Origin of the sequence: Modestobacter sp. VKM Ac-2984 (assembly GCF_026967985.1) — a bacterium.
Lineage (GTDB): Bacteria > Actinomycetota > Actinomycetes > Mycobacteriales > Geodermatophilaceae > Modestobacter.
Map to the genome: position 1 here is coordinate 25,742 of NZ_JAPVBJ010000008.1, position 12,358 is coordinate 38,099.

11 protein-coding genes are annotated in these 12,358 nt (G+C 74.1%); 6 read left to right on the top strand and 5 right to left on the bottom strand.

Annotation, left to right across the window (positions count from 1 at the left end):
* Positions 1 to 66 precede the first annotated feature (66 nt).
* The 3 genes from O2W16_RS16125 to O2W16_RS16135 all read right to left on the bottom strand — a co-directional run bounded on the left by O2W16_RS16125 (position 67) and on the right by O2W16_RS16135 (position 5,616).
* The gene (locus tag O2W16_RS16125) at positions 67 to 1,752 is read right to left on the bottom strand and encodes a DNA repair helicase XPB (RefSeq protein ID WP_269159831.1); all 1,686 of its coding nucleotides are present in this window, start codon (positions 1,750 to 1,752) and stop codon (positions 67 to 69) included.
* Positions 1,753 to 1,932: 180 nt separating this feature from the next.
* Positions 1,933 to 3,216 (bottom strand): SAM-dependent methyltransferase, encoded by a 1,284-nt coding sequence (locus tag O2W16_RS16130; protein WP_269159832.1) that lies wholly within the window; start codon positions 3,214 to 3,216, stop codon positions 1,933 to 1,935.
* Positions 3,217 to 3,357: 141 nt separating this feature from the next.
* Positions 3,358 to 5,616, bottom strand: a complete 2,259-nt coding sequence (locus O2W16_RS16135) for a helicase C-terminal domain-containing protein (protein ID WP_269159833.1) — start codon at positions 5,614 to 5,616, stop codon at positions 3,358 to 3,360.
* 66 nt (positions 5,617 to 5,682) lie between these two features.
* On the opposite strand from O2W16_RS16135, the gene O2W16_RS16140 reads away from it, so the two are divergent.
* The 4 genes from O2W16_RS16140 (at position 5,683) to O2W16_RS21715 (ending at position 8,715) form a co-directional block, all read left to right on the top strand.
* Entirely contained in the window at positions 5,683 to 6,201 is a 519-nt protein-coding gene (locus tag O2W16_RS16140) for a hypothetical protein (protein ID WP_269159834.1), read from the top strand.
* Positions 6,202 to 6,317: 116 nt separating this feature from the next.
* Entirely contained in the window at positions 6,318 to 6,539 is a 222-nt protein-coding gene (locus O2W16_RS16145) for a hypothetical protein (RefSeq protein WP_269159835.1), read from the top strand.
* Entirely contained in the window at positions 6,536 to 8,191 is a 1,656-nt protein-coding gene (locus tag O2W16_RS16150) for an AMP-binding protein (protein WP_269159836.1), read from the top strand. The genes O2W16_RS16145 and O2W16_RS16150 overlap by 4 nt, the downstream gene beginning before the upstream one ends.
* Before the next feature lie 140 nt (positions 8,192 to 8,331).
* Positions 8,332 to 8,715 carry a cold-shock protein gene (locus tag O2W16_RS21715; RefSeq protein WP_269159837.1) on the top strand — a complete coding sequence of 128 codons (384 nt, stop codon included), beginning with the start codon at positions 8,332 to 8,334 and terminating at the stop codon, positions 8,713 to 8,715.
* 64 nt (positions 8,716 to 8,779) lie between these two features.
* Here the strand turns inward: O2W16_RS21715 and O2W16_RS16160 are convergent, their stop codons facing one another.
* Positions 8,780 to 9,280: a DUF2771 family protein gene (locus O2W16_RS16160; RefSeq protein WP_269159838.1), complete on the bottom strand. Its 501-nt coding sequence runs from the start codon at positions 9,278 to 9,280 to the stop codon at positions 8,780 to 8,782.
* A gap of 206 nt (positions 9,281 to 9,486) precedes the next feature.
* On the opposite strand from O2W16_RS16160, the gene O2W16_RS16165 reads away from it, so the two are divergent.
* On the top strand, positions 9,487 to 10,308 hold the full coding sequence (locus O2W16_RS16165; RefSeq protein ID WP_269159839.1) for a DUF3027 domain-containing protein: 822 nt from the start codon (positions 9,487 to 9,489) through the stop codon (positions 10,306 to 10,308).
* A 96-nt stretch (positions 10,309 to 10,404) separates the two neighbouring features.
* Here the strand turns inward: O2W16_RS16165 and O2W16_RS16170 are convergent, their stop codons facing one another.
* A complete protein-coding gene (locus tag O2W16_RS16170) occupies positions 10,405 to 10,614 on the bottom strand; it encodes a DUF2530 domain-containing protein (protein WP_269159840.1) in 210 nt (69 codons plus the stop codon).
* A gap of 165 nt (positions 10,615 to 10,779) precedes the next feature.
* On the opposite strand from O2W16_RS16170, the gene O2W16_RS16175 reads away from it, so the two are divergent.
* Positions 10,780 to 12,333 (top strand): NCS2 family permease, encoded by a 1,554-nt coding sequence (locus O2W16_RS16175; protein WP_269159841.1) that lies wholly within the window; start codon positions 10,780 to 10,782, stop codon positions 12,331 to 12,333.
* Positions 12,334 to 12,358 lie beyond the last annotated feature (25 nt).

Below are 12,358 nucleotides of genomic sequence, written 5' to 3' on the forward strand. Positions count from 1 at the left end.
ACGGGGTCCCGGCAACGGGGCGTTCCTCGATGCGGCCCCCTCGCTGGGGAGCGAGCGGGTCCTTGCTCAGTCGGCGGGCTCGTCGACCCAGTCGGGGCCGTTGACCTCGCCCGGGCCGGCCAGGTCGGCGGCGTCCACGATCGTGTACGCGTAGCCCTGCTCGGCCAGGAAGCGCTGCCGGTGGGCGGCGTACTCGCTGTCCAGGGTGTCCCGGCTGACCACGGTGTAGAAGTGCGCCTGGCGGCCGTCGGCCTTCGGGCGCAGCACCCGGCCGAGCCGCTGGGCCTCCTCCTGCCGGGAGCCGAACGTGCCCGACACCTGCACCGCGACCGCGGCCTCGGGGAGGTCGATGGAGAAGTTCGCGACCTTGGAGACGACGAGGGTGCGGATCTCGCCGGTGCGGAAGGCCTGGAACAGCCGTTCCCGCTCCTTGTTCGTCGTCGACCCCTGGATCACCGGGGCGTCCAGGGCAGCGCCCAGCTCCTCGAGCTGGTCCAGGTAGGCGCCGATCACCAGGGACGGCTCGTCGGGATGGCGCTCCAGCACCCGGCGGATCACCGGCAGCTTCGACTGCGCGGTCGCCGCGATTCGGTAGCGCTCCTCGGGCTCGGCGACGGCGTAGGTCATCCGCTCCTCGTCGTCCAGGCTGACCCGCACCTCGACGCACTCGGCCGGCGCGATGTGCCCCTGCGCCTCGATGTCCCGCCACGGGGCGTCGTAGCGCTTGGGCCCGATCAGGGAGAAGACGTCGTCCTCGCGCCCGTCCTCCCGCACCAGCGTCGCGGTCAGGCCCAGCCGGCGGCGGGACTGCAGGTCGGCGGTGAGCCGGAAGATCGGCGCGGGGAGCAGGTGCACCTCGTCGTAGACGATGAGACCCCAGTCCTGGGCGTCGAAGAGGTCCAGGTGCCGGTACTCGCCCTTCCGGCGGGTGGTGATCACCTGGTAGGTCGCGATGGTGACCGGCCGGATCTCCTTGCGCTCCCCGGAGTACTCGCCGATCTCCTCCTCGGTCAGCGTGGTGCGCGCGATCAGCTCGCGCTTCCACTGCCGCCCGGAGACGGTGTTGGTGACCAGGATCAGCGTGGTCGCCTTGGCCTCGGCCATCGCCGCGGCGCCGACCAGCGTCTTCCCGGCACCACAGGGCAGCACGACGACGCCCGAGCCACCGGCCCAGAAGCCGTCCACGGCCTGCTGCTGGTAGTCGCGCAGGTGCCAGTCGGACTGGTCGAGCTCGATCGGGTGGGCCTGCCCGTCGACGTAGCCGGCGAGGTCCTCGGCCGGCCAGCCGATCTTCAGCAGCGCCTGCTTGAGCCGGCCGCGCTCGGAGGGGTGCACGACGACGGAGTCGGCGTCGATGCGGGCCCCGAGCATCGGGGCCACCCGCTTGCTGCGGACGACCTCCTCCAGCACGGCCCGGTCGGTGCTGGTGAGGGTGAGCCCGTGCACCGGGTGGTTGGCCAGGGTGAGCCGGCCGTAGCGGTCCATCGTGTCGGCGATGTCGACCAGCAGGGCGTGCGGCACCGGGTAGCGCGAGTACCGGACGAGCGCGTCGACGACCTGCTCGGCGTCGTGGCCGGCGGCGCGGGCGTTCCACAGCGCCAGCGGGGTGACCCGGTAGGTGTGCACGTGCTCGGGGGAGCGCTCCAGCTCGGCGAAAGGGGCGATCGCCGCCCGGCACTCCTTGGACGACGGGTGGTCGACCTCGAGCAGCAGGGTCTTGTCCGACTGGACGATCAGGGGGCCGTCACTCACGCGTGCGCATCCTCTGTTCGGGGGCTCCGGCGCAGACGACCGCGCCGGACTGTCCACGGTAACGCCGAGGGCCGGCACGACCTTCCGGGCCGGGGAGTGCGCCGCACTGCACGCTCTCCGGACGCTCCGCACGTGCTGCAACGCGTGCAGAGCGTTCGGAGAGCGTGCGATCCGCGCGGGTCAGGTCCAGGCGGTGCGGCGCAGGGGCGGCTGCTCCCCGCCGGTCTTCTGCAGCAGCACCTGGTTGACGCCCATGTCGCCGGCCTCGAAGGCGAGCGCGCAGGCGGCCATGTAGAGCCGCCACACCCGCGCTCGGCCCTCGCTGGAGGCGGCGACGGCGGCGTGCCAGTTCTGCTCCAGCAGCTGCACCCAGGCGCGCAGGGTGAGTGCGTAGTGCTGGCGCAGCGCCTCGACGTCGAGCACCTCGAGGTCGGCGGACTCCAGCAGCCCGACCGTCTCGCCCAGTCCCAGCAGCTCGCCGTCGGGGAAGACGTACCGGGAGATGAAGCTGTCCGGGTCCGTGGTGGCGGTGCCGTCGTTCCAGTTGATCGCGTGGTTGAGCAGCCGGCCGCCGGGGCGCAGCAGGGCGCGCAGCTGGGCGGCGTACTCGGGCATCTGCGCCCGGCCCACGTGCTCGGCCATGCCGATCGAGCTGATCGCGTCGAACGGCTCGTCGTCCACGGCCCGGTAGTCCTGCACCCGGATGTCGATCCGGTCGGTCAGGCCGGCCTCGGCGACCCGCTTGCGGGCCATCCGGGCCTGCTCCTCCGACAGGGTGATCCCCACGACGTCGGCGCCGTACCGCTGCGCGGCGTGGATGGCCATCGAACCCCAACCGCATCCGACGTCCAGCAGTCGCGACCCCGGGGTCAGCCCGAGCTTGCGGCAGACCAGGTCGAGCTTGGCCTCCTGGGCGGCGTCCAGGCCGGTCTCCGGGGTCTCCCAGACGGCGCAGGAGTAGACCATCGAGGGGCCCAGGACGAGGGAGTAGAAGTCGTTGCCCACGTCGTAGTGGTGGGAGACCGCCGCGGCGTCGCGGGACCGGGAGTGCCGCCGGCCGGCCCGACCCAGGTCGATCTCCTCGGCCGGCGGGGCCGGCTCGGGTCCGATGGCCCCCAGCTGCAGCGCGGTGCCGAGCAGCCCGAGCCGCTCGCGCCAGGTGGGCGGGGCCATCGGACCGGTCTCGGCCAGCCGGCCGGCCGAGCGCAGGGCGGCGAAGGTGGCGAAGACGTCGCCCTCGATGTCGATGTCCCCGGCGACGTAGCTACGGGCCAGGCCCAGCTGGCCGGGCGACCAGACCAGCCGGCGCAGCGCCCGCCGGGAGCGGATCGCCAGCACCGGCGCACCGGGCGGCCCGGCCAGGGAGCCGTCCCACCCGCGCAGGCGCAGGGGCGGCTCCGCCGTCCCCAGCACCGCTCCCAGTGCCGCCGCCAGCCGATCGGCCACCGTTCGCTGCCTCGTCATCTCCACGCTCCTCAACCCTGGCGGCAACCAGCGGAGGTCCGGGATCTGCTGCCCGGCAGCTGGTTGCACACGCCAACCGATCCGCGCAACGCCGGGCGGATGCTTGATCATCCCGGACTCACCCGATCAAGGGAACAGAGATCAGGACGGCGCGGCGGCGTCCTCGGCGTCGGCCAGGGCGACCGAGGTGATCCGGTGCACGGCGAAGGTGCGGCTCTCCCCGCGCCCCTCGTCGAACCCCTGCAGGAATCCACCGGCCAGTGAGACCGGCTGGACCATCCGCTGGCTGCCGCTGCCCTGGGCGTCGACGTAGCCGAGCCAGACCGGCACGCCGTCGCGCACCGCCCGGCTCAGCAGCTCCAGCGTGCTGGCGGTCGTCACCCCGGGCACCTGGCGCACCGGCTCCGTGCGGCGGGCGGCGAGGGCGCTGTCCCCGGCCCGGATCTCCCGCACGGTCGCCGCGACGTCGTCGGGTGCGAGCGGGCGGGGGGCGATCGCCGCGGCCGCGCCGGGACGGCGACCGGCCGCCCGCGGTGGCGCCTTCGGCCGGGTCAGCACCGCGCCACCGGACGACTCCCCGGCCGGCGCGTACCCCGCCGTCCGCAGCACGGTGAGCACCTCGTCGGCGCCGAGCCCGCTGACCAGCACGCCCGGGGCCAGCCGGCGCAGCTCCGCACCCGCGGTCCGCCGGTCGCTGAGCACCTGGGAGACCAGGCCGTGGTCGTCGGAACGGACGTAGCACTCGATCGCACCCACCCGCAGCCGGCCGTGCTGGCGGGCCACGTCGTCGATCAGGAACTCCAGCGCCTGCGGCACCGGCGTGCGAGAGGCCCGGGTGAAGAAGTCCTGCAGCTCGCCGGCCGACCAGCCGACGTCCAGCGCCCGCCGGATGCTGCCGTCGGAGACGCGGTACACCGTGGCCCCGCCCGAGGACTCGACGTCGGCGACGACGGCGAGGGTGCCGGCCAGGTCGGCCACCAGCGGCCCGGGGGCGATCAGCGACAGGTCGGGCTGGGCGAGCACGTGGTCGACCGGGGCGGGCAGCAGCCCGCGCATCGCGTCCGCGGCGGCGTCCTCCCCGCCGGTCAGCAGGCCGCGCCCGCCGCTGCTCAGCACCCCGCCGACCAGCACCCCCAGGCGCTCGGCCTCGGCGAGCAGGTCGGGCACCGGGGCCAGCCGGTCGGCCCGCCGCGGGGTGCGCCAGCGCAGCAGCGCGACCAGTTCCGGCGCGGTCAGGCCCTGCCCGGGCGGGAACTCGGCCAGCACGCCCAGCGCCGAGCGCCGCAGCGTGGGCGCGGTCTGCCGGACGACGTCGGGGGAGAGCACGTTGACCGCCTTGCCGCCCACGTCGCGCTGGCCCACCAGCGAGATCAGCCGGACGCTGGTCAGCCAGCCGGCGGCCAGCAGCGCCCACCGGTCGGCGAGGTCCTGCTCCCGCCACGCGTCGTACCCGCGGGTCGGCAGCCACTCGTCGCGCTGCGCGCCACCGACGTCCAGCAGGCCGGCGGCGTGCGCGACCTCGACCAGGAAGCCGAGGTCGGCCTCGCCGATGCGCAGCTCCTTGGCCAGCCGCTTCTGGTCCCGCACGCCCAGCCCGCCGCTGCGCAGCAGCCCGGCCGGCTCCTCCTCCAGCGCGGTGAGCACGTCGTTCACCCGGCTGAGCACCTCGAGCACGGCACCGGCGGCCTGCCGGTCGGCGATCGCCGGGTCGCGCTCGCTGACCTCCGGCTCCGGCCGCAGCCGCGGCGGGCCGAGGGGGCGGTCGCCGCGCAGCGCCAGGCCGATCTCCCGGGGCAGCTCCACGTTCACCGCGTCGATCCGGGCCAGCAGCCCGGCCTGCAGCAACCGGCGGGCCGGGCTCAGCGACCCGGCGGTGGTGTCGGGGAGGTGGCCGACCGGGCGGTCGCCGGCCAGCCGATCGAGCACCGTGCGCTCGTCGGGGGCCAGGTCGGCCAGTGTGCCGGGCAGGTCGCGGGGGAGGGGCACCCGCAGGTCGGTGGCCCGGCGGCCGAGCCCGGCGGGGTAGCGGACCGCCCGGCGCACCGGCTCGGGGGCGTGCAGGTCGGCGTCGCCCCAGAGCAGCGCCCGGGTGGTCAGCGTCTCGACCGCGGCGTCGACCACCTCGGCCGGCACGTCGGGCAGCTGTCCGGCCAGCTCGGTGCGCGGGACGCCGTCGGTGGCGGAGAGCAGCACCGCGTCCAGCACCTGCAGGGTCGCCGCGTCCAGCTCGTCGAGCGCGCGGTCGACCGAGACGGGCACCGCGAGCCGGGTCGCCAGCCCCACCACGTCGGAGGGCGCCGGGCGCGCGACGTCGGGCCGGGCCACCAGGAGGGCGCCCAGCTGCTCGTCGGTGCGGGTGCGCAGCCAGGCGGCGAGCGTGGCGGGCTGGTCCGGGGGCATCCGCTCCACGCTACGTCGCGGGCCGGCGTGCCTGCTCGGGCGGCCGGGCTCTGTCACCATCCCGGGGTGCCCGCCCTCGACGACCCGCAGACCCGGACCGACCTGGCCGCGCTCCGGGCCGGCGCACTGCGCTGGCTGGTCGGTGGCGTGGTCGCCGTCGTCCTGGGGTGGCTGCTGGGGGCCGCCGTCGTCCGGATCACCGCCGACGGCGGTGCTCGGCCGCCGTTCGCCGGGCTGATGGCCGTGCTGCTCGTCGTGGGCGGGGTCGTCGTGGCCGTCATCGGGCTGGGCGCCTGGCTGCGTGCCCGCCGGTGGACCGCCGCCCTGGCCCGCGAGCCGTGGCGGCACGGGCGGTTGCGGATCGCCGGCCCGGCGCTGCTGCAGGTCGAGCCGGCCGGGTACGACGAGCTGGTCGACGAGCCGCTGCGGCTGCAGCTGGTGTCCACGGCCGTCTGGCGCACCCGTGCCGTGCAGCGCCTGGACGGCGCCGAGGTGCGCTACGCCGAGGTCTCCCCGCGGGAGTGGCTGCTCACCGCCGACGGTGCCGGCACGGTCTACGGCGCCCGGCGGACCGACGGGCGGTGACCCCTCCCAGCGACACGGTGACCCCGTGGCGTGCGTGAGCCGGGTGGGACACGGGAAGATGGCGGACGAGACACCCGGGCAGCACTCCCTGGCCCGGCAGAGCAACTGGAGGCGTCATGTCCAAGCGCAAGGCGAAGCACGCTCACCTCGTCGAGCCGACCTGGGGGCAGTTGAGCGGCGACGGTCCGCCGGTGACCGAGCTGGTCAGCGAGATGGCCGGCGGTCTCTCCCCGTTCGGTGAGGACCACGCCTTCCCGCTCCCGCCGGAGCGGCTGCGCTACGCCCACCCGGTGGACAAGCCCAACCGGGCCGGCCTGATGGCGGGCGAGGGCCGGTGACGGCTCCCGCGCTGCCGTCCTACAGCAGCGGCACCTCCACGGTGCCCCTGCTGGGCGACACGATCGGGGACGACCTCGACCGGACGGCAGCGCGGGTGGGCGACCACGAGGCGCTCGTGGAGTGCGCCACGGGTCGTCGCTGGACCTATCCCGAGCTGGTCGCCGACGTCGACGCCTGCGCGCTCGGGCTGGACGCCCTCGGCGTGGCCAAGGGCGACCGGGTCGGCATCTGGGCGCCGAACTGCGCCGAGTGGGTCGTCGTGCAGTACGGGACGGCGAAGCTCGGCGCCGTCCTGGTCACCATCAACCCCGCCTACCGCACCCACGAGCTGTCCTACGTGCTGCGCCAGTCGGGCATCTCGGTGCTGGTGGCCGCGCCGGAGTTCAAGGGCAGCGACTACCGCGCGATGGTCGCGGAGGTCCGCGCGGACTGCCCCGCGCTGCGCGAGGTCGTCTTCCTCGGTGACCCGCAGTGGCAGCAGCTGCTGGACACCGGCCGGGCGGGCGACCGCGCCCGGCTCGTCGAGCGGGCCGCGCAGCTCTCACCCGACGACCCGATCAACATCCAGTACACCTCCGGGACGACGGGCTTCCCCAAGGGCGCCACGCTCACCCACCACAACCTGCTCAACAACGCGTTCTTCGTCGGCGAGGGCTGCGGCTACACCGAGGCCGACCGGGTCTGCATCCCGGTGCCCTACTACCACTGCTTCGGCATGGGGATGGGCAACCTCGGCTGCACCTCGCACGGGGCGACGATGGTCATCCCGGCGCCCGGGTTCGACCCCGCGGCGACCCTGCGCGCGGTGCAGGAGGAGCGGTGCACCTCGCTCTACGGCGTCCCCACCATGTTCATCGCCGAGCTGGCGCTGCCGGACTTCGCCTCCTACGACCTGTCCAGCCTGCGCACCGGGATCATGGCCGGCTCGCCGTGCCCGGTCGAGGTGATGAAACGGGTGGTCGACGAGATGGGGATGGCCGAGGTGACCATCTGTTACGGCATGACCGAGACCTCGCCGGTGTCCACGCAGACCGGCGCCGAGGACGACCTCGAGCGGCGGACGTCGACCGTCGGGCGGGTGCACCCGCACCTGGAGGTCAAGGTGGTCGACCCCCGGACCGGGCTGACCGTCCCGCGGGGGGAGACCGGCGAGTTCTGCACCCGCGGCTACTCGGTGATGCTGGGCTACTGGGGGGAGCCGGAGAAGACCGCCGAGGTGCTGGACGCCGCCCGGTGGATGCACACCGGCGATCTCGCCGTGATGGACGACGCCGGCTACCTCAACATCGTCGGCCGGATCAAGGACATGGTGATCCGCGGCGGGGAGAACGTGTACCCGCGCGAGATCGAGGAGTTCCTCTTCACCCACCCCGACGTCGTCGAGGCGCAGGTCATCGGCGTCCCGGACGCCCGGTTCGGCGAGGAGTTGATGGTCTGGCTGCGGCTGCGCGACGGTGCCGAGCAGCTCACCGCGGAGGCGCTCCGGGCCTTCTGCGCCGGCAAGCTGGCCCACTACAAGGTGCCCCGGTACGTGAAGGTCGTCGACGCGTTCCCGATGACGGTGACCGGCAAGGTGCGCAAGATCGAGATGCGCGAGGTGTCGATCGAGGAGCTGGGCCTGCAGGCGGAAGCCGCGCACCGCTTCGCCTGAGGAGGGCCCCTCCCGGCGCGGAAAGCGCTGGCTGCGGGGTGGCCGGGCGCGACTAACCTGGGGGACGAGCGGCCCATCGCGGCTGCCGACGCCACCGGTCGCGACGGCCGGGACCCGGAACGACTGACTGAGGGATCGACGTGCCCAGCGGCAAGGTGAAGTGGTTCAACCCGGAGAAGGGCTTCGGCTTCCTCGCACACGACGGCGGGCCCGACGTGTTCGTGCACAAGGACGCGCTCCCCGCCGGCACCACCGAGCTCAAGCCCGGTCAGCGCGTGGAGTTCGGCATCGTCCAGGGCCGCCGGGGGGACCAGGCCCTGCAGGTCCAGGTGCTCGACCCGCTGCCGTCCGCGGTCGCCGGCACCCGCAAGAAGCCCGACGACCTGGTGCCGATCCTCGAGGACCTGATCAAGCTGCTGGACGACGTCTCGGAGGGCATGCGGCACGGGCGGCACCCCGACAAGCCGACGGCTCGCAAGGTCGCCGCGGTGCTCCGCGCCGTCGCCACCGACCTCGACGTCTGAGAAAGGGCCCCGCTGCAGGGCCCCGCCACTCGCAGGCTCGCGGCGGGGCCCTGCAGCGGGGCCGTCAGCCGGTGGTCGTCCCGGCGACGCCGTCGGCGCGGATGAACCCCACCGGCCAGGCGCCGGACAGCCCCGAGCAGGCGTCGGGGTCGGAGTCCTCCACGACCACCAGGTAGTAGGTCGGGGGCACGACGTCGGAGGTGTTGATCTCGTCGAACACGGTGGTGCCCGCCGGCACGTCGATCTCGCCGATCCGCTCCTCGAGCTGCTGGTCGAACACCTGGACGCTCCAGCCGGCGTCGGCCACCACGTCGGGCACCTGCAGCACGATCTCGGTGTCCGGCGCGACCTCCACGTACGTGGGGTCGGTCCGGTAGCGCTGGCCCTCACCGTCCAGGCAGTACTGGGTCGGGTCGACGGTGATCTCGTCCCCTCCGGCCTGCACGGTGATCGAGGGGACGGTCCCGCCGGCGCCGGCAGCGGCTCCGCCGGAGTCCCCGCACCCGGCGAGCAGCAGCACCCCGCTCAGCAGTGCCGTCCCCGCTGCCCGTCCTGCGCCGTTCACGTCGTTGCCTCCTGATCGACGGTGCGGATGACCCGGCGGTGCGGTCTCGACCCGGTGTCCCCGGCCGCGTCGTGGCGACCGCAGCCGCCGTCGGGCGCGCGGGGCGGGGGAGTCGGGCACGGCGTCCATGGTGCCGCAGCCGCCTGTGCGCCCGGCGGGGCGGACGGACCTCCCTGGCCGGGGCGGCCTTGCCGTCATCGGCGACAATGGGGGACGTGTCCGACTCAGCTCTCACCGCCGCGTCCCCTGGCCGCTCTCCCGACGAGGTGCTGGCCGCTGCGGTCGAGCAGGCCCGGGCTGCCGCGATCGAGGTGGCCGGTGACCCGGCGGCGGTCGGTGAGCACCTGGGGGCGACCCCGGAGGCGCTGGCAGAGCAGGCCGACCCGGCGCTCGGCGTCGTCGGCACGCACTCCTTCGCCGCCACCCTGCCCGGCTACGCGGGGTGGCACTGGGCCGTGACGCTGGCCGCGGTGCCCGGCGCGGACGAGGTCACCCTCGACGAGGTCGTGCTGCTCCCGGGCGACTCGGCGCTGCTCGCACCGGCCTGGGTGCCGTGGCACGAGCGGTTGCGGCCCGGGGACCTGTCAGTGGGCGACGTGCTGCCCTCCACCGAGGACGACGCCCGCCTGGTGCCCGCCTACCTGGCCGACGACGACTCCGCCGAGGACCCGGCCGGCCGCATCGTCGCCGAGGAGCTGGGCATCGGCCGGGAGCGGGTGCTCTCCCCCGAGGGGCGCATCGAGGCCGCGCAGCGCTGGCGCGACGGTGACTTCGGGCCGCGCTCGTCGATGGCCCGGCACGCCCCCGGTCCGTGCGCGACCTGCGGTTTCTACCTGCCGCTGGCCGGCTCGCTCCGCTTGTCGCTCGGCGCGTGCAGCAACGCCTACGCCCCGGCCGACGGGCGCGTCGTCACCGCCGACTACGGCTGCGGTGCGCACAGCCAGGCCAGCCTGGAGCGGACCGACGGCGAGCCGGCCGAGTTCATCCCCACGGCCCGCTACGACACCGCGGACTTCGACGTCATCTGAGCGCGGCGCGTTGCCCGCTCTTCGTGCGCTGTGCACGTGCTGCGGCACGTGCACAGCGTCCACTCGGCGTGCAACGCAGAGATCAGCGCCGCGGTGTCAGCGCTGGCCCTGCCAGCGCATGATCAACAGGCCGAGGCCGGGCAGCACGACGCCGGCGACGCAGGTCCAGGTCCAGACCGGGTCGACCCGGTCGCCGAGGAAGAGCAGCACGACCAGGGCGATCGCCCACAGGGCGGTACCGGCCAGGACGACCCGCACCGTGTCGACCTTCAGGGGCGGGGGAGAGGGCCGGGTCGGAGCGGGCACGCCCCGACCCTAGGCCGCTGCGCCGCAGGTCGGAACGGCGGTCCGTCCGACGCGCCCGGGCGGTGTGGCACGCTGTCGCCGCTCGATGCCACCCGCATCGGGCGGCCCGCCGGGGACGTCGACCCCGCCGGAGCCGCGCCGGTCGCCGTCCCCGGGGGTCCACCCATGCCCGACAAGTCCCGCAGCCGCCCCCGCAAGTCAGCCGGCGGCACCGGTGCGACCGCAGTCGGCGCCGCGCCCGCCGACGCGGGGACCCCCGCCGAGGTCGTGACCGGCCCGCGGCGCAGCCCCGGGCCGAAGGTGCGCCCCAAGAACGGGTTGGACCGCTACTTCTCGATCACCGAGCGCCGGTCCACCGTCGCCCGTGAGGTGCGCGGTGGGTTCACGACGTTCTTCGCGATGGCCTACATCGTCGTACTGAACCCGATCATCCTGTCCGGCGCGGACGTGAACGGGAACACGCTGCCGTTCGCCTCGGTCGCCGCCGTCACCGCCTTCGTCGCCGGTGTGCTGACCATCGCGATGGGCATCGTCGGTCGCTACCCGTTCGCGCTGGCCACCGGCCTGGGCATCAACGCGATCGTCGCCGTCTACGCGGCCACCCAGCTCACCTGGCCCGAGGTGATGGGGCTGGTCGTGCTCGAGGGCCTGCTCATCACCGTGCTCGTGCTGACCGGTTTCCGGCGGGCGGTGTTCGAGGCGATCCCGGCCCAGCTGAAGATCGCCATCGCGGTCGGCATCGGCTTCTTCCTGACCCTCATCGGGCTGGCCGACGCCGGGGTCATCCGCCCCGGGGCGCCGCTGATCAGCTTCGGAGTCGGGGGCCAGCTGGCCGGGTGGCCGATGCTCACCTTCGTCGTCGGCCTGCTGCTCACCAGCGTGCTGGTCGTCCGCAAGGTCCGGGGCGGCCTGCTCCTGGGGATCGTGATCACCACGGTGTTCGCCATCGTGGTCGAGGCGATCGCCGACATCGGTCCGCGGGTGGGCCCCGACGGCAACGAGCTGGACCCGCGTGGCTGGGCGCTGCAGGTGCCGTCGTGGCCCGCCGACTGGTTCGGCCTTCCCGACCTGTCGCTGATCGGCAACTTCTCGCTCTTCGGCGGGTTCGAGCGGATCGGCGTCCTCGCCGCCCTCCTGATCGTCTTCTCGATCATGATCGCGGACTTCTTCGACACCGTCGGCACCGTGACCGCGGTGGGCGCCGAGGGTGACCTGCTGGACGAGGACCGCAACCTGCCCCGCTCCCAGCCGGTCCTGCTGGTCGACTCGCTCGCCGCCGCCGCCGGCGGTGCCTCCAGCATCTCCTCGAACACCACCTACATCGAGAGCGCCGCCGGCGTCGGGGACGGCGCCCGGACCGGGCTGGCCAGCGTCGTCACCGGTGTCGTCTTCCTGGTGGCCGCGTTCTTCACCCCGCTGGTGCAGGTGGTGCCCTCCGAGGCCGCAGCGCCGGTGCTGGTGATCGTGGGCGCCATGCTGATCAGCCAGATCCGCGACCTGTCCTGGGACGACATGTCGCTGGTCATCCCCGCGTTCCTGACGATCGCGCTGATGCCGTTCACCTACTCGATCACCAACGGCATCGGCGCCGGGGTGGTCAGCTTCGTGCTGCTGCGGCTGGCGGTCGGCCGTCGCCGTGACGTGCACCCGCTCATGTGGGTGGTGGCCGCCGTCTTCGTCGTCTACTTCGCGCTCGACCCGATCCAGCAGCTGCTGTAACGGCTCTCCCGTCGCAGTTCGTTAG